The sequence below is a fragment of the Zoogloea sp. genome, from assembly GCF_028693495.1.
Classification (GTDB): Bacteria; Pseudomonadota; Gammaproteobacteria; order Burkholderiales; family Rhodocyclaceae; genus Zoogloea.
Map to the genome: position 1 here is coordinate 16,056 of NZ_JAQUVG010000021.1, position 22,445 is coordinate 38,500.

Here is a 22,445-nt window from a genome sequence, read left to right on the forward strand (position 1 = left end):
GTGAGCAGTCAATTCGGAAAAGTGGCCGTGCTGATGGGTGGGACGTCCGCGGAGCGGGAGATCTCGCTGATGTCGGGCAAGGCGGTGTTGGCTGCGCTTTTGGAGGCCGGGGTGGATGCCCATGCCTTCGATCCGGCCGAGACCGACCTGCATGTCCTGAAGGAGCAAGGCTACGAGCGGGCTTTCATTGCGCTCCATGGCCGTGGTGGCGAGGATGGGACTGTCCAGGGTGCCCTTGAACTGATGGGTATTCCTTACACGGGCAGTGGCGTGATGGCTTCTGCCATTGGCATGGACAAGTGGCGCACCAAACTGGTGTGGCTGGCCAGCGGCCTGCCGACCCCACGCTTTGCCATTCTGGATGCCAGCACCGACTGGGATGCCGTGGTGGCTGACCTCGGTCTGCCGATCTTCGTGAAGCCCGTGCATGAGGGCTCCAGCATGGGGGCTACCAAGGTGACCGAGGCCGGGCAGTTGAAGGCGGCCTGGGAGCTGGCCGCCCGTTATGATTCCCTGGTGCTGGCGGAGGAGTTCGTGAGCGGTGAGGAACTCACGGCGCCCTTCCTCGGGGAGCGGGCCTTGCCTCTCGTGCGCATCGTCGCGCCGGGTGGCAACTACGACTACCAGAACAAGTATTTCACCGATGACACTCAGTATTTCTGCCCGAGCGGCTTGCCGGAGGCAAAGGAAAGGCAGGTTCAGGACGCCATCGTCCGCTGTGCCAAGGTGCTCGGCTGTCGTGGCTGGGGACGTGCCGACCTGATCCTGCGGGACGATGGCAGCTTCACCCTGCTGGAGATCAATACTGCGCCGGGAATGACCAACCATTCCCTCGTTCCCATGTCGGCGCGGGTTGCAGGCCTGTCCTTCGAGGCCTTGTGCCTGGAAATCCTGGCTGGAGCCCGCCTTGGCTGATCTGCGCTCCACCTCCAACGTTCCTCCCGAGCCGGGCGCCAAGCGTGTCCGCGGGAAGCGTGCGACCCCGTCTCGGGTAGCGCGGGATGGAGGTGGCAACGGGCTGTGGGACCGTCCTCAGCTCCTGGATGTGATTTCGGACACCCTGATGGTGGCGGGGGCGCTAGGGCTGGGTTATGCCGCCGTGGCGGCCATCTCCCACATGCCGGCTTTTCCGCTGCGCGAGGTGGTGGTGACCACGCCTCTGGCCCAGGTGACCTCGGCCCAGCTGGAATATGCGGCCCGCTCGTCGGTGAGGGGCAATTTTTTTACGGTGGACCTGCAGGATGTCCGTGGCGCCTTCGAGAAGCTTCCCTGGGTCCGTCGTGCCGACGTGCGCCGGCGCTGGCCGGTAGGTCTCGAAGTACGCCTCGAAGAGCATGTGGCATCCGCCTACTGGCGGGTAGGCGAGACGGGAGACATGCGGCTGGTCAATCGTTTCGGCGAGGTCTTCACGGCGGCCAGTAATGCCAAGATGCCCATCTTCAGTGGCCCGGAAGGCTCATCCGGGATCCTGCTGGCGAAGTTCGATGACTTCAGCCGCAAGCTTGGACCTCTGGGACGCCAGCTGGTGGGCGTGTCCCTCTCGGCACGGGAGGCCTGGCAGCTCAAGATGGAAGATGGGCTCACCATCGAGCTGGGGCACGACCAGCCGAAGGCCCCCATCGACGAGCGGCTGGCCCGCTTCGTCCGTTACTACCCCAAGGCCAAGGCCCAGTTGAACATGAACGTGGCGGTGGTCGACCTCCGCTACCCGAGTGGTTTCGCCCTCCGGCCGATTCCGTCCGCCCAGCCGGTCGGCAAGAAAGACAGCAAAGGTAAGTAATGAGCAAAGAATACAAGGAACTGATCGTCGGTCTCGACATCGGCACCTCGAAAATCACCTGTGTGGTGGCCGAGCTCAAGTCGGACGGCCGACTGGATGTGGTGGGGATCGGCACGCAGCCGTCGTCAGGGCTCAAGAGGGGCGTGGTGGTCAACATCGAGGCGACGGTGGACGCCATCTCCCGGGTGATCCAGGAAGTGGAGCAGATGGCTGGCTGCAAGATCCGCGATGTCTACACGGGTATCGCCGGAAGCCACATCCGCAGCTTCAACTCCAATGGGATGGTGGCGATCAAGGACAAGGAGGTTTCGCCGATGGATGTGGAGCGGGTGATCGAAACCGCCCGCGCCATGCCTTTGCCGGCCGATCAGCAGATCCTCCACATCCTGACGCAGGAATTCATCATTGATGGCCAGGATGGTGTTCGCGAGCCCATCGGGATGAGTGGCGTGCGGCTGGAGGTGAAGGTTCATATCGTCACCGGGGCCGTTTCCGCAGCTCAGAACATCGTCAAGTGTGTGCGCCGCTGCGGCCTCGAGGTGCTCGATCTGGTCCTGCAGCCGCTGGCTTCCAGCTACGCCACCCTCTCCGAGGACGAAAAGGAGCTGGGCGTGTGCCTGGTGGACATTGGTGGTGGAACCACCGATCTGGCCGTATTCACTCAGGGGGCAATCCGTCATACCGTGGTGATTCCCATCGCAGGTGACCAGATTACCAACGATATTGCCATGGCCCTGCGGACGCCGACCGCGGAAGCAGAGGAAATCAAGATCCGCCACGGGGTTGCCATGCACACCCTGGCGGACGCCTCCGAGATGATCGAAGTGCCGGGAGTGGGCGACCGGCCGCCCCGCAAGCTGTCCCGTCAGGCCCTGGCCGATGTGATCGAACCCCGGGTGAGTGAACTGTACGAGCTGGTCCAGGCTGAACTGCGTCGCTCCGGATACGAGGAGTTGCTGTCGTCGGGCATCGTTCTGGCGGGAGGCGCTGCCATGATGCAGGGCATGGTGGAGCTGGGTGAGGATGTGTTTCACATGCCGGTCCGGATCGGGTATCCCAAGTATGAGGGCAGTCTGTCCGCGGTGGTCTGTGAGCCGCGTTATGCCAATGCGATGGGGTTGATCCTGGAGGGGGCCGCTCAGAAACGACGTGGCCTGCAGGCTCGTCAGACGAGAAATGTGGGGCAGGTCTTTTCGCGCATGAAGTCCTGGTTCGAGCGGAATTTTTGATGGTGAGGATTCCCCCCGTGAAGAGGGGGCTGACAACACAGGAGTGCGCTGCCGTTGCTTATTTAGCGGTAGAATTCCGGACTAATACTAAATAAGGGTACGGTTGCGCTGGCAAACAAGTGGCGCAGTATCTTTTGGAGGCGATCTGAAATGTTTGAAATTGTTGAGAAGGCGTCCGGTGGCACCAGCATCAAGGTGATCGGTGTTGGTGGCGCCGGCGGCAATGCCGTCGATCACATGATCCGTGAGGGTGTTCAGGGGGTGGATTTCGTCATCGCCAACACCGATGCCCAAGCCTTGTCCCGTTGCCTGGCCCCGGTCAAGGTCCAGCTGGGCAAGAGCGGGCTGGGGGCAGGTTCCAAGCCGGAGGCCGGTCGTGCTGCAGCTCAGGAGTCCCGTGACGATATTGCGGCCGCCCTCGAAGGCGCCCACATGTGCTTCATAACCGCCGGCATGGGGGGAGGGACGGGTACCGGGGCGGCACCGGTGGTGGCTGAAATTGCCAAGGAAATGGGCATTCTGACCGTTGCCGTGGTGACCAAGCCCTTTGACTTCGAGAACCGTATCCGTGTGGCCGAGAGTGGTGTTGAGGAACTGTCCAGGCAGGTGGACTCCTTGATTGTCGTGCTCAACGACAAGCTGCTGGAGGTCTTCGGTGATGACGCCGGCTTTGAGGCGTGCTTCCGTTCTGCCGACAATGTGTTGACCAGCGCTGTAGGCGGCATTGCCGAGATCATCAATGTTCCCGGCCTGGTCAATGTGGATTTTCAGGATGTGCGCACCGCCATGGCCGAGATGGGGCGTGCGATGATGGGCTCCGCCGAAGCTGCGGGTCTGGATCGTGCCCGCATCGCGGCCGAGCAGGCCGCCGTTTCGCCGCTCCTGGAGGGTACCGAGCTGTCTGGTGCGCGCTGCGTACTGGTCAATATCACGGCCAGCCGCTCCCTGAAGATGTCCGAAGTCCGGGACGCGGTCCGCACGGTTCAGGCCTTCGCCGCTCAGGAAGCCTTCGTCAAATACGGTACGGTCTTCGATGAGAGCATGGAGGATCGCATCCGTGTAACCGTCGTGGCCACTGGCCTGGGCGCGGTGCGTGCTGCCGTGCGCAAGCCGGAGATCCAGGTGATCCGTACCGGTACTGACAACATCGGCATGGAAGTGGATTACGGCAGCCTCGAAATGCCGGCGGTGATCCGCCGCACCTCCCGGACGACAGTCGAAGCCATGAGCGCCAACGGCATGTCCACCCTCGATATTCCCGCCTTCCTGCGCAAGCAGGCAGACTGAGGAGCTGGGCTGCTGCGGCAGCCTTGATGCAACGCGCGCAGCGGGAGGTCGCCTCCAACCGCTGCGCGTTTTTGCTTGCCCGTCGGGATGGGCCTGCATGGATGAAGCCATGGATCAGTGGGGGGCTGCCCAGTGCAGCAGGCAATGAGCCTGTGTTCCCCGTGTTAAAATTCAATGACTTGAATGCGGGATCCGGATCATGTTGAAGCAACGTACCCTTAAAACTGTCGTGAGTGCCACCGGCGTAGGTCTCCACAGTGGCAACAAGGTCACCCTGACCCTGCGCCCGGCCGCAGTCGACACGGGGGTGGTGTTTCACCGGGTGGACCTGGACCCAGTGGTGGATCTGCCCGCCGATCCTTATGCTGTCTGTGATACCCGCATGTGTTCCGGCCTGCTCCAGGGAGAGGCCAAGGTCAACACCGTCGAGCACCTGATGTCGGCCCTGGCAGGGCTGGGCATCGATAACGTGCATGTGGATGTGGATGCCGCGGAGATTCCCATTCTTGATGGTAGCGCGGGACCTTTCGTCTTCCTGATCCAGTCTGCCGGCATCGAAGAGCAGAAAGCCCCCAAGCGCTTCATTCGTGTCCTCAGGCCCGTCGAGTACCGGGAGGGGGACAAGTGGGTGCGCCTCGAACCCCACGACGGTTTCAAACTGAGCTTTTCCATCCTCTTCAATCACCCCGCCATCGACAGTACCGGCACGTCGGTAACGGTGGATTTCGCCCGGGACTCCTATGTGCGCGAAGTCTCGCGGGCGCGTACCTTTGGCTTCATGCAGGATGTGGAGTTCATGCGTGCCAATGGTCTTGGTCTGGGGGGCAGTCTCGACAACGCCATCGTGATGGACGAATACCGTGTCCTCAATGCCGATGGCCTGCGCTATGCCGATGAGTTCGTGAAGCACAAGGTGCTGGACGCGATCGGTGACCTGTATCTGGCGGGCCACCCCCTGCTGGCGGCCTACAGTGCCTACAAGTCAGGCCATGCCCTTAATAACCAGATCCTGCGGGTGTTGCTGGAGGACAAGAGCGCCTGGGAAATCGTGACCTTCGAGGAGGATGCGAAGACGCCTCCCGCCGTGTCGCACCGCTTCGAGCTCGCCGTTGCCTGAGGGCCTGCCGTGCTGATCCTGCGACTCATCGCAGTGCTTGTGGCGATCGGGATCGGCGCCTCCCTGTTTGCCTTTGTCTTTACCCGTGATCAGCGCTATCTCCTGCTGGGGTGGCGACTGTTCCGTTATGCGGTGATCGTGGCGCTGGTATTTCTGGCGCTGCTGCTGGTGGAACGGGTGTTCGTTCCCTTAGTCTAGCCCGCCCTCTTGACGAAGCGTTGCAGCGCCTGGGCCAGGGGGGAGTCCTCCGGCAGGCTGGCGGCCAGATGTCCCAGGCTGTGCCGTGTGCAGTCACTCACATGGCGACCCGGCGGGGGTGGAGGTGTCGGGCGGTATTCCCGGACAGCCACCTTGACCTTGATGTCCTTCAGGGCCACCCCAGCCCGGCCGAAATCAGCCAGCAAGCTCGGTACGGCCTGGCGCAACTTGACGGCCAGCCCTGAGCTCTCCACGTGCAGGATCAGCTCGTCTCCCTTCAGGTTGGCCACCTTGCAATAATCTGCCATGTAGCCGGGAAGCAGTTGCGCCAGCAGTTTTTGCAGGCGCATCAGGCGTCCCGCATGGGCTTGCAGGCGGGACAGGGCGTCGCCGCTGCCAAGAAAATTGTCGATGGAACTGGCGCTCATGGGGCTTGGAATTAGGAAAAGCGCCCCCATGCTAAGGAGAAGTCGTCACACGGACAAGGGGTGATTACGCCTTGTCCGGCGTCACGGACCCATCCGGTCACCGTGATAGAATCCGGCCTTTGCCGCGTTTAACCCATCCAATTCCATGATCGCAGGCCTCCTCAAGAAGATTTTCGGCAGCCGCAATGACCGGCTGATTCGCCAGTATTCCCAGACGGTGCGCGCCATCAACGCCCTTGAGCCGAAGATTCAGGCCCTGTCCGATGCCGAATTGCGCGGCAAGACCGACGAGTTCCGTGAACGGATTGCCAAGGGTGAGTCCCAGGCGGCCCTGCTGCCGGAGGCCTTTGCGGTGGTCCGCGAAGCCGGCAAGCGTGTTCATGGCATGCGTCACTTCGACATGCAGCTGGTCGGGGGGATGGTGCTTCATGACGGCAAGATCGCCGAAATGCGCACGGGGGAGGGCAAGACCCTCACCGCCACCCTGCCGGTTTACCTCAATGCCCTGTCTGGCAAGGGCGTACATGTCATCACCGTTAACGACTACCTGGCCAGTCGCGACTCGGACTGGATGGGGCGCATCTACCGTTTCCTCGGCCTGACCGTCGGGTGCAACCTGTCCCAGATGCCCCATGACGAGAAGAAGGCCGCCTACGCGGCGGACATCACTTACGGCACCAACAACGAATTCGGCTTCGATTATCTGCGCGACAACATGGTCTATGACCTGTCGGAGCGGGTCCAGCGCGGTCTTCACTACGCCATCGTGGACGAGGTGGACTCCATCCTCATCGACGAAGCCCGGACCCCGCTGATCATTTCCGGCCAGGCGGAAGACCACACCGAACTCTACCTGCGCATGAACGCCGTGCCGCCGCTGCTGACCCGCCAGGAAGGCGAGGGTGAGAACATCACCACGCCGGGGGACTACACGGTAGACCTCAAAGCCCATTCCGTCCTGCTCACCGAGCAGGGGCATGAGCACGCAGAAGAGATCCTGGCCCGCCTGGGCATGCTGCCGGAGGGATCGAGCCTCTACGATCCGGGCAATATCCTGCTGATCCATCACCTGTATGCGGCGTTGCGGGCCCACGCCCTGTATCACAAGGATCAGCATTACGTGGTCCAGAACGGTGAAGTGGTGATCGTCGATGAATTCACCGGCCGTCTCATGGCCGGGCGTCGCTGGTCCGAGGGTCTCCATCAGGCTGTCGAGGCCAAGGAAGGCGTCAAGATCCAGGCCGAGAACCAGACCCTCGCATCGATCACTTTCCAGAATTACTTCCGGATGTACGCCAAGCTTGCGGGTATGACCGGTACGGCGGATACGGAGGCCTACGAGTTCCACCAGATCTACGGGCTGGAAACGGTCGTGGTGCCGACCTCCCGTCCGATGGTCCGCAAGGACCAGAACGACAAGGTGTATCGCACCCTCAAGGAGAAGCACGATGCCATCGTGGCGGATATCAACGACTCCGTCAGTCGTGGTCAGCCCGTGCTGGTGGGAACCACTTCCATCGAAAACTCGGAGCTGCTCTCCGACCTGCTGACCCACGCCAGGCTGCCCCATAACGTGCTCAATGCCAAACAGCATGCCCGGGAAGCAGAGATCGTTGCCGAGGCGGGGCGTCCAGGGGTGATCACGATCGCCACCAACATGGCAGGCCGCGGTACCGACATCGTGCTGGGGGGCAATGTGGAGAAGCCCATTGCCCTGATCCGCGAGGATGAGAGCCTCTCCGAAGCGGATAAGGACGCGCAGATCCAGGCGCTGCGTGAAGAATGGAAGCGTCGTCACGAGGAAGTGTTGAGTGCGGGCGGTCTGAAGATCATTGGCACCGAGCGTCATGAATCCCGTCGTATCGACAACCAGTTGCGTGGCCGGGCAGGCCGTCAGGGCGACCCGGGCGAGAGCCGCTTCTATCTGTCTCTCGAAGATCCGCTGATGAAGATCTTCGCCGGCGAGCGCCTCAACGCCATCATGGTGCGTCTGAAGATGCCTGAAGGCGAGGCGATTGAAGCGGGCATGGTGACCCGCTCCCTCGAAACCGCCCAGCGCAAGGTGGAGCAGCGCAACTTCGACATCCGCAAGCAGCTCCTGGAATACGACGACGTCTCCAATGACCAGCGCAAGGTCATTTACCAGCAGCGCAACGAGCTTCTGGAAACCGCCGACATTTCCGAAACCATCGCAGCCATGCGCGAGGGCGTTCTCCACGACCTGTTCCGCATTTATGTGCCGGTGGAGTCGGTCGAGGAGCAGTGGGACATTCCCGGGCTGGAGCTGGCACTGGAGTCCGACTACCAGCTCCGCTTGCCGGTTGCCGACTGGGTCAGGGCCGACTCCAGCATCACCGACGAGGATATCCTCCAGCGGGTGCTTGAGGCGGGCGCCCAGGCCTATGCGGACAAGGTCGCGCTGGTGGATGCCACAGCCTGGCATGGTTTCGAGCGCAACGTCATGCTGCAAAGTCTGGACACCCACTGGCGGGAACATCTGTCGGCCCTTGACCACCTGCGCCAGGGCATTCACTTGCGCGGCTATGCCCAGAAGAACCCCAAGCAGGAGTACAAGCGGGAAGCCTTCGAGCTTTTTGAAAATCTGCTGCAGGTGGTCCGGACGGAAGTCACCAAGCTGCTGATGACGGTCCAGGTCCGTTCCGAGGCCCAGCTTGAAGAGGCTGAGCGACAGCCGGAGCTGGAGAATGTGCAGTATCACCACGCGGGCTATGACGAAGCGCTGGCCACCGCCAATCCTGAGCGCGCAGTGGCCCCGCCGGCAGCCCAGGGCGCCTCAAGGGCTGGCCGCAACGACCCCTGCCCCTGCGGTTCCGGCAAGAAGTACAAGCATTGTCATGGCAAGCTGAGCTGATTGCTTCTTTGCCTGCAGTGCTGAAAGCGGCCGGTATGTACCGGCCGCTTGCCCATTGTGGGGGGGAGTCTCCCGTGGCATCGTGTCTGAAAATAAAGGAAGGGGTGACCTCAATGGTCCACATGCCCCGTCCGTGTGTCAGCGCGAGGTAAATAAAAATCATGAGCACCAATAAATCCATGCAGAGCCTTGCCGACTGGGTTGCACGCATCCGGGACAAGGAAATGCCTGTTTTTGGGCGCACGGTAGAGTCCTTGCGTGCCTTGCTCAACGACGAGCGGGCATCCGCCGCTGCGCTGGCCAAGGTCATCCTGATGGATCCGGCGATGACTTCGAAGGTGCTGCGTCTGGCCAACAGTGCCTTTTTTAATCATTCCCATCAGGCGGTCAGCACGGTGTCACGGGCAATCGTGGTGGTCGGCTTCAATCCGGTGGCGGAGCTTGCCCTGTCGGTGGCGCTGATCGATTCCCTGCTGGCCGGTGGCATTCGCTCCCGCGTCCAGATTGAGATGGCCCGGAGCTTCCACGCAGCGGTGCAGGCCCGCTGGGTGGCCCAGAAGCATGGGGATGGAGCCGTCGAGGAGGTGTTCATCGCGGGCTTGCTGACCCGGGTGGGCGAGATGGCTTTCTGGTGTTTCGGTGGCGATCCGGCCGAGGCGCTCGATCGTTGTCTGACGGAAGGGCGCATGAGGGAGGATGAGGCCCAGCAGCACGTCCTGGGTTTCCCGCTGCGCCAGCTGTCCGTGGGTCTGGTCAGGGAGTGGAAGCTGGGGACCCTGGCGGCCGCGGTGCTTGAGTTCAATGTCCGTAGCCGTGGCGCAGAGCGGGCCGTCCTGCTTGGACAGCGCATCGTCCGCGCCGCTGAGGTGGGCTGGGCCGCGCCGGCGGGGCAGGCGGTGCTGCGTGAGCTGGTGGATTACCTGGGTATGCCGGCGGCGGCAATCGAAGGGGAAATTGCCGCCAACTCCCAGGAGGCTGCACGGGTGGCGGGCTTCTTTGGTGCTTCCGAGGCGGCAGCCCTGATCCCGCGACGGCCTGCCGCGATGGAGGCGGTGCAGAGTCCGGTCGTACCCACCGGTCCGGACCCGGGCCTGCAGCTCCGGATCCTCCATGAACTGGGTGAGATGGTCCTCACGGGCGCTTCCTTGCCAGACATCCTTCAGCTGGTCCTGGAGGGGATCTATCGCGGGGTGGGGTGTGAGCGGGCAGTGCTGGCCCTGTTGTCCGAGGATGGCCTGCACCTGGTGGGCCGTCTTGCCTTGGGGCCAGGGGCGGACGCCCTGTGTGCAGCCTTCAGCTTCAGCATGGACGGAGATCCGGACGATGCTCTGGATGCGGCCATCGATAGCGGGCTGGCCTGGCGTGCAGGGGGCGTGGAGGAATCCCCACGCAGGTATGAGCGCCTGTGCGCAGTGACCGGGAGCACCCAGTCCTGTCTGGTGCCTTTTGGCGGGCGGGGCCGGCGAATCGGTATTTTCTATGCCGAGCGCAGGGGCCAGGCCTTTGACGACGATGCCTGGCGTGCGATCCGGCACTTTGCCTTGCAGGTGAACCTGGCGATCCGCGCTGGCATGGGCGGGCAAGGGCTGAGTCAGCGTGACATTTGACACGGTTGGCTTTGGAGCCTGGCGCAGGGAAATGTCGACTTTCTTTACACCCCGCCATCAGGGGGCCTGCCCTGGCCTGGGTTTTGGTTGAAAAATTGTTTTAATTCAAATTCTTATTTTTTTATTCAAAATATGGCATGGAGTCTGCTTAATAAAAGCAACGGGTGATTGACGCCCTGAACCCTGGAGAAACCCTGATGAAAACCAAATTCCTTACCGCTGCCGTTGCCCTGGCCATGACCGCCACCGCATCCGTTGCTGCGCCGATGTACATCGATACCAAGCAGGCTTCGCTGGATATCGCCCCCTTTACTGGTATCGGTGACGCAGGTTCCCTCACCGGGATCTTTACCGAGTTCGGTTTCAACCAGCTGCTGGCCACCTCGGTTTACGATCTGACCGATGCTACGGTACTGGGCGCTTTCTACGACACGAACATCGCCAGCGAGCTGACGGGGCTGGGCGTCCCGACTTCCGGTACGGCGATGGATGGCACCACTCCCAGGGCGCTGGTCAACCCGACCGCCGGCCAGGTCAATATTGATACCCTGAGCCCGACCGCTCCAGGCGCAGGTACGGATGCAGAAGGCTTCACCCAGACCTGGGGCCTGAACATTTTCTACCACTTTGACGGTGTCCTGACCGCTTCTGGCCCGGTCTACACTGGTGGCACCTGGGAAATGATCATGACTGACCCGCTGGGTCTGGTCGCCGGTGGTTCCCGCACCGTGATGCAGGGTAAGCTGACGGGCTCCAGCCTGCAGGCAGCCAACCTGGACCTCTTTCTGGAAGTTACTTCCGCTGAGGCCGGTTTCCTGATGATTCAGGACAAGAATGGTAACTGGGCCAGTGCTGGCGCCGGTACCGAGTTCGCTCTGGATACCAACGTCAATCCGCCGATCCCCACCCCCGATCTGCTGCTGGTGGTTGGTACCAACGCCATCCGTCAGACCACTCTGGATGGTTCCATCGCAACCAAGGTGCCCGAGCCCGCTTCCCTGGCACTCCTGGGTATCGGCCTGACTGGTCTGCTGGCGGTCCGTCGCCGTAAGGCCTGATCCGTTCAGGTATGCCGCGCAAGCGGCAGCGGCTCAAAAAACCGCCCTCCGGGGCGGTTTTTTTATAGCCAAAGCCCCCTTGGCCCTTTAGAGTATGGCGGCTAGGTGCCCTGCCGCCAGCGGCTGAGTTTGGGCCTGTCGTTGCACTTAACCGGATTTAGAACGTGGTAGGCACCCAGATTCTTCAAACGGCTGTTCTCAATGTCATCCGTCAGGTCAATCGCAGCAGCGCCGCATTGACTGCGGTCGCGCTGGGCGTGATCGCGATGATCCTGGCTGCGGGCTTCATCGACTGGAACATGCGTTTCGGTCGTGAAAGCACCATCCATTCCCAGCTCGGCCACCTCCAGGTCATGAAGCCGGGCTTCCTGGAGCTCGGGCGCTCCGATCCTTATGCTTACCTGTTGCCCCGGCATGAAGCCGAGTTGCAGCGGATCAAGGAAGGCCCCGGGGTGGTGGGAGTGGCGCCGCGCCTGTTGATTTCCGGATTGGTCAGTTCGGGGGAAACCACCCTGTCCTTCATCGGTGAAGGGATTGATCCGGCGGTTGAGGTCGAGCTTTCCAAGGCCCTGCGTTTTGCCGAAGGGCGGAGCCTCCAGGCCGGGGCGCCCCACGAGGTGATCATCGGCAAGGGGTTGGCCGATAACCTCGGTGTCAAGCTGGGGTCGAATCTGGTGCTGGTGGCCAACACCAAGGGGGGGAGAGTCAACGCGGTGGAAGCCCGGGCGGTAGGAATTTTTCAGTCGGTCACCAAGGCCTACGACGACATCGCCCTGCGCATCCCCATCACCCTGGCGAGGCAACTGATGCGCGTGGAGGGGGAACATCTGCGTATCGTTCTGCTGGACGAGACGGAGCGCACCGATCAGGCTGCCGCCTGGATGCGCGGGATTCTGCCCGAGAGTGACTATCAGGTGGTCCCCTGGTCTCAGCTGGCCGACTTTTACAACAAGACGTCTGCCCTGTTCGCCAAGCAGGTGGGCGTGATCTACCTGATTATCGCGGTCATCATCGTGCTGGCCATCTCCAATACCATGACCATGTCGGTGATACAGCGCATCGGCGAGGTAGGAACCATGATGGCCATCGGTAACCGGCGTCGTGACATTCTCCTCATGTTCATCGCGGAGGGCTTTGTTCTGGGGGCCGTCGGAACCGCGATCGGCCTGTTGGTCGGCTTGGCGCTGGCAGGCTTGATCAGCCTGGTGGGCATTCCCATGCCACCCGGACCCGGCATGACCTGGGGGTATCAGGCGGGTATCCTGGTGACGCCAGGCTCCCTGGGGGCTGCAGCGCTCACTGCGATGCTCACGACGGGTCTGGCCAGTCTGTATCCTGCCTGGAAGGCATCCCGCATGGAAATTGTGGACTCCCTGCGAGCCATGCAATAAGGACGCGCATGACTCAACTCATTCTGCTCGGTTTCCGCAATCTGTTGCGCAACCGCATCCGTACTGCCATCACCCTCGGGGCCATTGTCTTTGGGGTGTGTGGGCTGATTGTTTCCGGTGGTTTCGTCAGGGATATCCTCGTGCAACTGGCCGAGGCGCTGATCCATTCCCAGAGTGGGCACGCGCAGATCGGTCGTGAGGATATTTTCGGTCGGGGGTCCCGCTCCCCGGAAAAATACCTTATCGAGAATCACGATGCCCTCCGGTCTGCTCTCAAGGCGGATCCCGACGTGCAGGATGTGATGGCCAGAATCAGTTTCTCGGGTTTGTTGAACAATGGCAAAACCGATTATGCCGTGATTGCCGAAGGGGTCGAGCCGGATCGGGAGCTCGCCCTGGGAACTCATCTGAGGGTGCTGTCGGGGCGGATGCTGAAAGATGACGACCGGTTTGGCGCCATGCTTGGGCAAGGCGTGGCTGCGGCCCTGAACCTGACTGCCGGTGATCAGGCAACCCTGGTTGTCAGTACGCTCGATGGGGCCACCAATACGCTGGATATCGAAGTCGTAGGGGTGTTTCAGAGCTTTTCTAAGGATTTTGATGCCCGTGCCATCCGCATCTCGCTGGTGGCGGCCCAGGAACTCCTGCTGACCCGCGGAGTGGGGCGCCTGGTGGTGTCCCTCAAGCAGACGGAGGCTACCGATGCCTTTGTCTCCAGGGTTGGGCCGGGCCTCCAGGGCGATCTGCGCATTCTTGACTGGCGTATCCTGAACGATTTTTATCAGAAAACCGTTGATCTGTACCGGCAGCAGTTCGGGTTCCTGCAGGCCATGGTGATGCTGATGGTCTGTCTGAGCGTCATCAATACCCTGAACATGAGTCTGCTCGAGAGAGGCTGGGAGTTCGGAACCATGCGGGCCCTGGGGAGCCCCAGTGGCGCCATCGTCCGACTTATCCTGTTTGAGTCCTTCATTCTCGGGGTGGTGGGCGCAACGCTTGGGTTGCTTGCGGGCCTGGGCCTTGCCCTGTTGATCTCGGGTGTTGGCATCCCCATGCCGCCGCCGCCGAATGCCGACATTGGCTATGATGCCTACATCCGGATCGTGCCCGCTGTGCTGCTGCAGTCCTGGTGCATTGGCGTTGCAGCGACTTTATTTGCGGCGCTGTATCCGGCGTATCGGTCTGCGCGAGTTCCCATCATTGATGCGCTGCGCAGCCGCGGCTGATCCCTTCCCGGTGGGTGTGCGCGGCTGCTCTGCACCCATTATCATTCTGCACTTCACTTTTTTTCCGGCTTCTGAACCTGGAGTTATTCATGCCTGTTCTGCTTTCTGCCCCTCTGGCAGCTGATCTCTTGCCTGTTCCTGGAGTGCGTCTTGGTGTCAGCGAGGCGGGGATTCGCAAGCTGCACCGCAAGGATCTGACCCTGATCGAATTGGCAGAGGGGGCCCGTGTGGCAGGCGTATTCACCCTGAACCGGTTCTGTGCGGCACCGGTGCAGGTGTGCCGGGCGCACCTCCAGGCCGGTGATATCCGGGCCCTGGTCATCAATACGGGGGTCGCCAATGCGGGCACGGGTGAGCCGGGGCTGGTTGCTGCCCGGGCCACCTGTGCTGCGGTAGCTGCTCACCTGGGGCTGCAGGCGAGTCAGGTACTTCCCTTTTCCACTGGAGTGATCCTGGAGCCGTTGCCGGTAGAAAAGCTGATTGCCGGCTTGCCGGCAGCGCAGGAGGCCCTTGCCGAGAACCGCTGGCATGATGCGGCCCACGCCATCATGACCACCGATACGGTGGCCAAGGTGGCCTCCCGGCAGGTGCAGATCGGTGGCAGGACCGTGACCCTGACCGGCATGTCGAAGGGTGCCGGCATGATCAGGCCCAACATGGCGACGATGCTGGGTTTCCTGGCGACTGACGCGGCCGTGGCCCAGCCCCTGCTCGAAATGCTGGTGCGTGAAGCTGCTGATCTGTCCTTCAACAGCATCACGGTGGATGGTGACACGTCGACCAACGACAGTTTCATCCTGATCGCGACAGGTCAGGCGGGCAACCCTGAAATTGGGGATGCCGCTTCCGCTGACTATGCGGCCTTGCGCAACGCGGTAGTGGAGTTGTCCACCTGGCTGGCTCAAGCCATCGTCAGGGATGGCGAGGGCGCAACCAAGTTCATCACCCTGCAGATCGAAGGTGGTCTGGACAAGGAGGAGTGCCGCAAGGTGGGGTATGCGATCGGCCATTCGCCGCTGGTCAAAACGGCGTTCTTCGCGTCCGATCCCAACCTCGGACGGATTCTCGCTGCGATCGGTTACGCAGGGATTGCCGATCTTGACGTCTCGCGTCTGCGGGTGTGGCTTGCCCGTGCCGGTGAGGAGGTTCTGGTGGCGGAAAAAGGCGGTCGGGCGGCCAGTTACCAGGAAGAGGCCGGAGCCCGGGTCATGGCGGCGTCTGAAATCACCATCCGTGTAGACCTGGCCCGGGGGAGCGCTGCTGCGACCCTGTGGTCCTGCGATTTCTCTTATGAATATGTGAAAATCAACGCCGATTATCGTTCCTGATTCATGGGGTGGGGCTGTCCTCTGCCGTTAACTGGAGCCACTCCAGACGACAGCGAAGGACAAGGCCATCACCCTCCTCATCGGGCTGGGGCAGGCGAGACCACGCGCAGTAGGTGGGCACGATGGCCGGAGATGGACTTCGCAGGGTGGCCAGCCAGTGACCTGCATGCCCTTCGTGAGTCAGTGTTGCCCTGACTGTCAGCGGGGTTGTCCGGATCTCTGCAGTGCTGCTTGAGGCTTGGTCCGGACCGAGTTCGTAGCCCTGTTTGCGGATGCCGGGAAGTTTTCCGGCCTGCGCCATGGCCTCCAGCCAGACGCCCCGGGCCGCAGGCTTGAGCAGACCGGCGGCAGACAGGGCATCGAGTTCCTGATTCAGGCGTACTTGCCGTGTTTGCTGGGAGAGGGCCGCCTGCAGCCGCTGTTCTCCATGACTGAGGCGGGTTTGGGCAAGGTTGTTGTGCTGTCGAGCCTCGTTCAGGGCGTTGTTTGCCCGGTACCAGGACAGTACTCCAGTGCTGCTGAGTACTGCGCTTAGCAGCAATGCTGCGCCCCGCCTGTCAAGGAGTCTCTTCGGCTCTGTCATTTGCCCGGGTTCCAGTGGATACGCAAATGGAGTTCAGAACCCGCTGTGGCCGGGCTGTCCAGTTCCCGCTGCAGGCTTTGCCGGGGGTCGAGATCCGGTGGGCGCCGAAGAATCTCAAGGCGGCTGTTCGGCAGGGCGCCCAGGGCGACGCTCAGGTCTTGGTAGGCCCGCAGCCGCTGGCGGCCATTTTCGGGTTCGCCCGGCAGGCTGAATCCCGCAGTCAGGTGTGCTCCCTCTGTGCTTTCCGGGGTCTTGTCCAGCGGATGAAGGGGGTAAGCCCACTCCAGTGTTTCCAGTCGTGCCGTACCATCCGGGGTCCGGGCCAGGGCCTGACCGAGCGCCTGCAGTGCGTCCAGAGGGGCGCCACGGGTCTGCTCGAGGGTCCGTCGGAGTTGCTGAATGCTGTCGAGCATCCGTTCCTGCGCCTCCGACCGGGAAACCGGCAGGCTGGGCTGTGCGGCGATCGCACCTTCCATTTTTTGCAGGCGGGCTTCCAGCTTCTGAGTCTCCAGTCGAAGGGCGTGGGTGTCCTGCCATGTGGGCAGGGAGGCGAGCCCGGCACCCAGACCGATTCCGAGGCCGAGGATCATGATGAGCTTGATGCGCAGTCGTCCCCGCTGTGCTGCCTGGAGCGAAGGTGGAGTGAAGTGGGTGGGCGGGCGCTGGCGTGCCAGCAGGCTGACGATGAAGGGCAGGCTGTTGCCGGGGGGCTGTCCATCGGCAGCCTCGGACCCAGGGAGGGGCATCCGCCTGATGGCCGCGGTCGGCTGGGGTGTGTCGGCCGGGAGAGGGGCGGGCCACAGCAGCATGACGGTGGTGCTGTCTGCCCTTCCGAGCAGCTGCTGTTTGAGCAGGTGTTGCTGGATCCTTGCGGTCTCTTCGTGCAGTCGTTCCTCCACCATGGGGAGTCGGGCGGATGGATCCAGCGGCAGCAGACGACTGTAATGCAGCTGTTGGTGAACCAGACAGGTGATGCGCAAGCCGGCAGGCGTGATCTGGGCGATCAGGTGCGGTGTGTCAGGGATGCCCAAGGGCCGACAGAGCAGAGGGAGCAGAAGGGGAAGGGAGCCAATCCCTTCGAGGCGGTGTGCCGAACGCTCGATCGTGTCAAGCCAGGGGTCGAGATCTTCAGGTTGGGTCAGGGCTGCAAGGAGCAGCCGTTCATCCCGTCTCCCCTCTGTTTCCCGGCCCAGGCTCAAGGCGTCACGGAACGGAGTGTTGGGGAAGTGGCTGTGGAGGCGCCGGTTCAGAAGCTGATGTCGGTCCTTGCCGCGAACCGGCGGCAGGCGCTCCAGCTGGAAGGATTCTCCCGGCAGATCCGCAAGCAGATAAAGCGGATGATGTCCCGGGAGGTGGGTGAGCCAGCTGCCGAAGCTGGCATGCCCCTCGGGGGTGGCCGGGAACAGGGCCGGTGTTTCCGTCAGGGGCGTCAGGCCTCGCTCGTTCAGGTAGAGAATGCAGCGTTGCGCCATGATCAGAGCTTGAGCTGGGTCACGATGTCATACACCGGCATCAGTACTGCCCCCATGACTCCCAGCAGCAGGGTGCCGAGCACCAGGGTCAGGGTGGGCTCAATGCTGGCCTGAAGCTGAGCGATGGCCTCCCGGACATCCCGGTCGTAGAAATAACCCACATTGGCCAGGGCTGAGTCCAGGGCGCCGGTGCGTTCGCCGACTCCGAGCATCCGGGACACCAGACCCGGGAACAGGTCGACCCGACGGAACGCTTCGGAGAGCTGGCAGCCTTGTTCGATAAGCTGTCGGGCTTCCTGCAGACCTTCTTGTAGCGCCAGGTTGCCGATCGCGCCTTCGGTTATCCGGAGGCCGTCGATGATGGTGATGCCAGAGCTGTACATCATGGCGAACAGGTTGGTAAAACGGGCCAGGATGATCTTCCGGCGAATGGGGCCGAGGATGGGGAGGCTGAGAAGTGTCCGGTCATAGTGCCGGCGCAGGCGGATGCTGGTTTTTAGCTGGTGGTACAGTACCCCGCAGCCCAGCAGGGCGATCCCGGCCAGCCAGGGCCCTTGGTGGATCAGGCGCTCGGAAAGCCACAGGAGGGCCTTGGTTTGCCAAGGGAGAGGCAGGTTGGCGTTCTGGAACAGCCGGGCCAGTTCTGGGACCACAAAAACCAGGGCAACGCCCAGTGCGGCAGCGATGGTCATGCAGACGATGGCTGGATAGATGACGATGCGGCGCCCGTAGGCGACGAGTTCGTCGTCCCGTTTCAAGCTGCTCGAGAGGGCGCGCAGGACTTCGGGCAGGCTGCCGGTATGTTCCCCCGCCCTGATCAGGCTGGTAAAAACCGGACTGAATGCGGTGGGATGTTTTTCCAGGGCGAGAGACAGGCTCAGTCCGCCCTCGATTCCCTGGAGAATGTCCCCGATCACCAGTCGAAAACGCGGGTTCGCGATGCTGTCCTGAAGATCCTGCAGACTCTCGATCATGGGCACGCCGGCCTGAAGAAACTGCTCCAGGTGGATGCAGAACTTGATCAGCTCCCGCCGGGAGATGTGACCTGCATCCGGCCAGACACGCCACCGGCCGCCTCCAGTCCGAGAAGTCTCTTCTCCGTGGATCAGGTCCAGAGTCATCCGGTGGAGCCGATGCTCCAGATCCGTAAGTCCGCTGGCGCTGGTCTGCCCCCGGACAATCTTGCCCGTCGCGTCCACTGCCCGGTAATTAAACAGGGTCATGGGTGCAGGCGCCCGCTCAGGTCCACCACCCGGCTCAGCTCTTCCAGTGAGGTGATTCCCGCCAGCACCAGCCGGCTTCCGTCTTCCGCCAGAGGCCGGAAGCCTTTCTGGCGTGCGCAGTTCTGGATTTCCCTGTGGGTGGCATGTCGGGCGACCAGCTCTTCCAGGTCTTCGTCGAAGCGCAGCAGCTCCATGATGGCCAGTCGCCCCCGGTAGCCTTGATGCTCACAGGCCGGACAGCCTTTGGCGTGGGGCAGGAGGGGACGTTCTGCGGAAGGGTCGAGACCCAGCAGGCGCAGTTCGTACTCTTCGGCAGGGTGCATTTCCAGGCAGTGCTGACACAGGCGTCTGAGAAGGCGTTGGGCCAGGATGCCGATGAGGTTGCCGGACAGGATCTCTGCCGGCACGCCCAGTTCCCGCAGGCGGGGCAGGGCACCGAGGGCTGAGCTGGTATGCAGGGTGGAGTAGACCTGGTGCCCAGTCATCGCTGCCTGGAAGGCCATGCGCGCTGTATCTCCGTCGCGGATTTCGCCAACGAGGATGACGTCCGGATCCTGACGCAGCATGGAACGGACCCCATTGGCAAAATCCAGTCGGGCGGCGTCTGCCACGGTGGTCTGACGGATCTGGGGCATCGGGTACTCCACCGGATCCTCGAGGGTCATGATGTTGATGGTCTCGGCATTGATATGGCCGAGCATCGAATAAAGCGTGGTGGTCTTGCCGCTGCCAGTGGGGCCGGTCACCAGGATCAGCCCTTCGGGGCGGGCGATCATCAGCTTCAGGGTGTCAAGGTGGGTATCGCTGAGACCGAGTCCATGGAGCGGGACAATCCCCTTTTGGCGGTCGAGAATCCTCAGGACGATGTTTTCCCCGTGGATGGTGGGCTGGGTGGCGATCCTGAAGTCCACCGGCCTGCCACTGATCTGAAGCGAGATTCGTCCATCCTGGGGAGCACGGGTTTCAGCGATATTGAGCCCAGCCATGACCTTGAGGCGCACGGCCATGGCGGGCCAGCAGGACTGGTGCAGGGCGCGGATCTGGCGGAGCAGGCCATCTAGCCGGTACCGGATTCGCAGGAAGGCAGATTCCGGTTCGAAGTGGATGTCTGAAGCGCTCCGGCGCACCGCATCGGCGAGCAGCGCGTCGATCAGGCGGACCACCGGTTGGGCGTAGTGCTCCCCCGGGTGCAAGAAAGGGGATGGTTCGGCAACTCCGGTCTCGATCTCCCGCAGGATGCCGTCGATGGACAGCTCATGGCCGTAGAACCGGTCGATGGCCTGGTCGATTTCCGAATCGCCGGCCAGCCGGAGTTCAATCCCGGTGTCTGCCGGGAGGAGGGCTCGCAGGTGATCCTGAACGCTGACCGTGTCGCTGTGAGCTGCGGCGAGAATCAGGCGGCGATTACGATCGTCGTGGCTGATGGGGAGCAGCCGCAGGCGCCGTGCCTGGTCCCGATGCAGCAGGGCAAGGGCGGCCTGGTCTGGAATCAGGCTGGTCAGATCGACGCTCTGGCAGGCCAGTGCGTGGGCGAGTGCGTCCCGCAGGGCGGTTTCTGAGACAAACCCCAGCAGCACGAGCTGGCGGCCCAGGGCCTCGCCGCTCCGGGCCTGCTCCCGCAGGGCGATGTGCAGTTGATCGGCGCTGATGAGGCCTCTTTGCCGCAGGCTCTCCCCGATCGGGGGGCGAGGGAGGGTCATGGGCGTGCCTCGTGGGGGAGCAGCTGCGTCAGGCGGGCCCGGGCGAGGGCCGGGTCAAAGCGGGCGGGGTTCTGGAGGGCCTTTTCCAGGGCCTGTTGATACAACTGGACGGCACTTGCCGTCTGGCCCAGGTGATCGTGAGTGACTGCCCGGTTATAGGTCAGATCCGGATCATCGGGGTAGCGGGCATGCAGTTCGTCGTACATCCTGCGTGCTTCACTCCAGCGCGCCTGCAGCGACAAGCTGTCGGCCAGGGTCGCCTCGGCAGCCGGGGCGTGACCGTGCCAGGAGAGGATTTCCCTCAGGGGCGTGTTTCCTCCGGCTGGAGTCAGGCGGTGCAGGCCAGCGTGGGCGGTCGGATCGAAGGGGGTGTGACGGAGGGCTTCCTGGAAATGCCGACGGGCTTGCTCCAGCTGCCCTCTGGCCAGGGCTGTCGCCCCTAGGCCGGTGGCTGCGGGCGAGGACGCGGGATCTAGCTCACGCCAGCGGGTGAAGAGCTGTTCGGCTGCCGGATAGTCGCCGCGTCGATAGGTCTCCAGAGCGTCTTCGGCAATGCCCTGGAGCGCCTTTTCGATCTGTGTCCTGCGTGTAGCAGGGAGGGGGGCTGGCTCGTCGGGGATGCGCAGGGGCGGATGTGTTGCTGATGCTGTTCTGTGCTCCAGGGAGCGCGGGGACTGTAGGGGCAGGGGGGGCAGGATCGGAGCGGGGTGTTCCGCCGTGCCGGAACTCGCCGGGGCTGACGCAGCGATCTGTGCTGGTGGGGTGAGGACCTGAGTGGGAGCTGGGTCTGTGAAGCTTGCAACCAGGGATTCCGCAAGAAGCAGGACCAGCAGGCCTGCTCCCGCCACGGCAAGGAGGATGGACTGCTTTGTCCAGCGCTCAAGGAGAGGCCTGCGCAGCAGGGGCGGGCCCGCCTCTGGAGCGTGGGGCGGAGAATGCAGGGGTGAAGCCTGATCTGGCGGAAGAGGGGGAGAGTTGTTCCCTGAGGGCACTCCAGGTGCAGTCAGGGGTTCCAGGCTCAGGTCGCGCAGGAGCGAGGGGGCATCGTCGATGCTTCGGACAGTCCGGGGGGATAGGCCTTCGGATTTACGTACCACATCAAGCAGCAGGCTCATGGCCGGATCTCTTCTGGGGCGGGAGCTGGTTCAGGGGAAAGGCGTCCGGAGCGCGGCCTGTCCTTGAAAAAATCTGCACCTGGCAGATTGTCGCGCAGCCGGGGGGCCACGACATCCAGACGACTTTCCTTCACCACGATTGGGCGCAGGAAGATGACCAGTTCGGTTTTCTGAACTGAATTGTCGCGTTCGGTGAACAGCTCGCCCAGTATGGGCAGAGCCCCGAGGAGGGGCACGCGCCCGGTCTTGTAGTCCACGCGGTCTTCCATCAGCCCCCCCAGGATGGCTGTTTCCCCGTGGCCGATCCGAAGGATGGATTCGATTTCCCGGGTCCGGATTTGCGGGACGAGGTTGGCCACATTGGCAGGAATGCTGGGGTTGGGATCCCGACGAAAATCGGAAATGCTGGAAATCGTGGGGCGGATGTTGAGGATGATTTCGTCGTGTTCGCTGATCTGGGGTGTGACGGTCATCACGAGGCCAACCGAAACGGCTTGGGGGGTGGTGGTGACGGTGGTGAGGGCGCCGGCGTTGGTGGTCTGGGTCGTGTCGGCCTTGACGTTGAAGTAAACATACTCTTCAACCACCTTGAGCGCGGCAGTCTGGTTGTTCAGGACAGCCAGCTTTGGGCTGGAGAGGACTTTCACCGTTCCGAAGCTCTCCAGCAGCCTGACGGTTGTATCGATACCGTTGCTGCTCTGGTAGGCGAGGCTGAATGGGGTGATGGCGTTACCGGCACTGGTGCCGAGACTGGGACTGGTAATCCCGTAGCGCGTCCCGCTGGGCAGCAGGCGGCTCCATTCGATACCCTGCTGATACGCATCTCCGAGG

At 62.6% G+C, this 22,445-nt stretch carries 18 protein-coding genes and 1 pseudogene; 12 read left to right on the forward strand and 7 right to left on the reverse strand.

The genetic code is table 11. The features are described 5' to 3' along the window. The 6 genes from PHD22_RS05565 to PHD22_RS05590 all read left to right on the forward strand — a co-directional run bounded on the left by PHD22_RS05565 (position 1) and on the right by PHD22_RS05590 (position 5,611). Positions 1-915: a D-alanine--D-alanine ligase gene (locus PHD22_RS05565; RefSeq protein WP_299863479.1), complete on the forward strand. Its 915-nt coding sequence runs from the start codon at positions 1-3 to the stop codon at positions 913-915. After that, the gene (locus PHD22_RS05570) at positions 908-1,780 is read left to right on the forward strand and encodes a cell division protein FtsQ/DivIB (RefSeq protein ID WP_299863482.1); all 873 of its coding nucleotides are present in this window, start codon (positions 908-910) and stop codon (positions 1,778-1,780) included. Before PHD22_RS05565 ends, PHD22_RS05570 begins: the two co-directional genes overlap by 8 nt. Further along, positions 1,780-3,009 (forward strand): cell division protein FtsA, encoded by a 1,230-nt coding sequence (gene ftsA, locus PHD22_RS05575; protein WP_299863486.1) that lies wholly within the window; start codon positions 1,780-1,782, stop codon positions 3,007-3,009. The genes PHD22_RS05570 and ftsA overlap by 1 nt, the downstream gene beginning before the upstream one ends. Positions 3,010-3,159: 150 nt before the next feature. Beyond that, positions 3,160-4,296 (forward strand): cell division protein FtsZ, encoded by a 1,137-nt coding sequence (ftsZ, locus tag PHD22_RS05580; RefSeq protein WP_299863489.1) that lies wholly within the window; start codon positions 3,160-3,162, stop codon positions 4,294-4,296. 199 nt (positions 4,297-4,495) lie between these two features. Beyond that, a complete protein-coding gene (gene lpxC / locus PHD22_RS05585) occupies positions 4,496-5,413 on the forward strand; it encodes a UDP-3-O-acyl-N-acetylglucosamine deacetylase (RefSeq protein ID WP_299863492.1) in 918 nt (305 codons plus the stop codon). Positions 5,414-5,422: 9 nt separating this feature from the next. Then, positions 5,423-5,611, forward strand: a complete 189-nt coding sequence (locus tag PHD22_RS05590) for a hypothetical protein (RefSeq protein WP_299863495.1) — start codon at positions 5,423-5,425, stop codon at positions 5,609-5,611. Here the strand turns inward: PHD22_RS05590 and PHD22_RS05595 are convergent. Then, complete coding sequence (locus PHD22_RS05595; protein WP_299863498.1) at positions 5,608-6,039, reverse strand: DciA family protein; 432 nt, start codon at positions 6,037-6,039, stop codon at positions 5,608-5,610. The genes PHD22_RS05590 and PHD22_RS05595 overlap by 4 nt on opposite strands. 145 nt (positions 6,040-6,184) lie before the next feature. Here PHD22_RS05595 and secA point away from each other — a divergent pair, with 145 nt between their 5' ends. From secA to argJ, 6 genes are all read left to right on the forward strand, one after another. Further along, on the forward strand, positions 6,185-8,911 hold the full coding sequence (gene secA / locus PHD22_RS05600; protein WP_299863501.1) for a preprotein translocase subunit SecA: 2,727 nt from the start codon (positions 6,185-6,187) through the stop codon (positions 8,909-8,911). A 161-nt stretch (positions 8,912-9,072) separates the two neighbouring features. Beyond that, on the forward strand, positions 9,073-10,518 hold the full coding sequence (locus PHD22_RS05605; RefSeq protein ID WP_299863504.1) for an HDOD domain-containing protein: 1,446 nt from the start codon (positions 9,073-9,075) through the stop codon (positions 10,516-10,518). Positions 10,519-10,715: 197 nt separating this feature from the next. Further along, positions 10,716-11,576 (forward strand): PEP-CTERM sorting domain-containing protein, encoded by an 861-nt coding sequence (locus PHD22_RS05610; RefSeq protein ID WP_299863507.1) that lies wholly within the window; start codon positions 10,716-10,718, stop codon positions 11,574-11,576. Between the two features lie 164 nt (positions 11,577-11,740). Further along, complete coding sequence (locus PHD22_RS05615; protein WP_299863510.1) at positions 11,741-12,967, forward strand: FtsX-like permease family protein; 1,227 nt, start codon at positions 11,741-11,743, stop codon at positions 12,965-12,967. Positions 12,968-12,975: 8 nt separating this feature from the next. Then, complete coding sequence (locus tag PHD22_RS05620) at positions 12,976-14,193, forward strand: ABC transporter permease (RefSeq protein WP_299863513.1); 1,218 nt, start codon at positions 12,976-12,978, stop codon at positions 14,191-14,193. An 89-nt stretch (positions 14,194-14,282) separates the two neighbouring features. Continuing rightward, positions 14,283-15,521 carry a bifunctional glutamate N-acetyltransferase/amino-acid acetyltransferase ArgJ gene (gene argJ / locus PHD22_RS05625; RefSeq protein ID WP_299863514.1) on the forward strand — a complete coding sequence of 413 codons (1,239 nt, stop codon included), beginning with the start codon at positions 14,283-14,285 and terminating at the stop codon, positions 15,519-15,521. Between the two features lies 1 nt (position 15,522). Here the strand turns inward: argJ and PHD22_RS05630 are convergent, their stop codons facing one another. The 6 genes and pseudogenes from PHD22_RS05630 to PHD22_RS05655 all read right to left on the reverse strand — a co-directional run. Next, positions 15,523-16,104, reverse strand: a complete 582-nt coding sequence (locus PHD22_RS05630; RefSeq protein ID WP_299863517.1) for a hypothetical protein — start codon at positions 16,102-16,104, stop codon at positions 15,523-15,525. Beyond that, positions 16,101-17,576: a hypothetical protein gene (locus PHD22_RS05635; protein WP_299863519.1), complete on the reverse strand. Its 1,476-nt coding sequence runs from the start codon at positions 17,574-17,576 to the stop codon at positions 16,101-16,103. The genes PHD22_RS05630 and PHD22_RS05635 overlap by 4 nt, the downstream gene beginning before the upstream one ends. Before the next feature lie 2 nt (positions 17,577-17,578). Further along, on the reverse strand, positions 17,579-18,799 hold the full coding sequence (locus PHD22_RS05640) for a type II secretion system F family protein (RefSeq protein WP_299863522.1): 1,221 nt from the start codon (positions 18,797-18,799) through the stop codon (positions 17,579-17,581). Further along, the gene (locus PHD22_RS05645) at positions 18,796-20,499 is read right to left on the reverse strand and encodes a GspE/PulE family protein (RefSeq protein WP_299863525.1); all 1,704 of its coding nucleotides are present in this window, start codon (positions 20,497-20,499) and stop codon (positions 18,796-18,798) included. Before PHD22_RS05645 ends, PHD22_RS05640 begins: the two co-directional genes overlap by 4 nt. Further along, a complete protein-coding gene (locus PHD22_RS05650; RefSeq protein WP_299863527.1) occupies positions 20,496-21,614 on the reverse strand; it encodes a tetratricopeptide repeat protein in 1,119 nt (372 codons plus the stop codon). Before PHD22_RS05650 ends, PHD22_RS05645 begins: the two co-directional genes overlap by 4 nt. After that, positions 21,611-22,445 (reverse strand): annotated as a pseudogene (locus PHD22_RS05655) (hypothetical protein); the annotation flags it as partial. The pseudogene PHD22_RS05655 and the gene PHD22_RS05650, both read right to left, overlap by 4 nt.

What these genes read in the sequence shown, in the direction of transcription:
- ftsA (WP_299863486.1), top strand. Translation starts at nt 1,780, where the DNA reads ATGAGCAAAGAATACAAGGAACTGATCGTCGGTCTCGACATCGGCACC.
- ftsZ (WP_299863489.1), top strand. Translation starts at nt 3,160, where the DNA reads ATGTTTGAAATTGTTGAGAAGGCGTCCGGTGGCACCAGCATCAAGGTG.
- lpxC (WP_299863492.1), top strand. Translation starts at nt 4,496, where the DNA reads ATGTTGAAGCAACGTACCCTTAAAACTGTCGTGAGTGCCACCGGCGTA.
- PHD22_RS05595 (WP_299863498.1), bottom strand. Translation starts at nt 6,039, where the DNA reads ATGAGCGCCAGTTCCATCGACAATTTTCTTGGCAGCGGCGACGCCCTG.
- secA (WP_299863501.1), top strand. Translation starts at nt 6,185, where the DNA reads ATGATCGCAGGCCTCCTCAAGAAGATTTTCGGCAGCCGCAATGACCGG.
- PHD22_RS05605 (WP_299863504.1), top strand. Translation starts at nt 9,073, where the DNA reads ATGAGCACCAATAAATCCATGCAGAGCCTTGCCGACTGGGTTGCACGC.
- PHD22_RS05610 (WP_299863507.1), top strand. Translation starts at nt 10,716, where the DNA reads ATGAAAACCAAATTCCTTACCGCTGCCGTTGCCCTGGCCATGACCGCC.
- PHD22_RS05620 (WP_299863513.1), top strand. Translation starts at nt 12,976, where the DNA reads ATGACTCAACTCATTCTGCTCGGTTTCCGCAATCTGTTGCGCAACCGC.
- argJ (WP_299863514.1), top strand. Translation starts at nt 14,283, where the DNA reads ATGCCTGTTCTGCTTTCTGCCCCTCTGGCAGCTGATCTCTTGCCTGTT.
- PHD22_RS05630 (WP_299863517.1), bottom strand. Translation starts at nt 16,104, where the DNA reads ATGACAGAGCCGAAGAGACTCCTTGACAGGCGGGGCGCAGCATTGCTG.
- PHD22_RS05635 (WP_299863519.1), bottom strand. Translation starts at nt 17,576, where the DNA reads ATGGCGCAACGCTGCATTCTCTACCTGAACGAGCGAGGCCTGACGCCC.
- PHD22_RS05640 (WP_299863522.1), bottom strand. Translation starts at nt 18,799, where the DNA reads ATGACCCTGTTTAATTACCGGGCAGTGGACGCGACGGGCAAGATTGTC.
- PHD22_RS05645 (WP_299863525.1), bottom strand. Translation starts at nt 20,499, where the DNA reads ATGACCCTCCCTCGCCCCCCGATCGGGGAGAGCCTGCGGCAAAGAGGC.
- PHD22_RS05650 (WP_299863527.1), bottom strand. Translation starts at nt 21,614, where the DNA reads ATGAGCCTGCTGCTTGATGTGGTACGTAAATCCGAAGGCCTATCCCCC.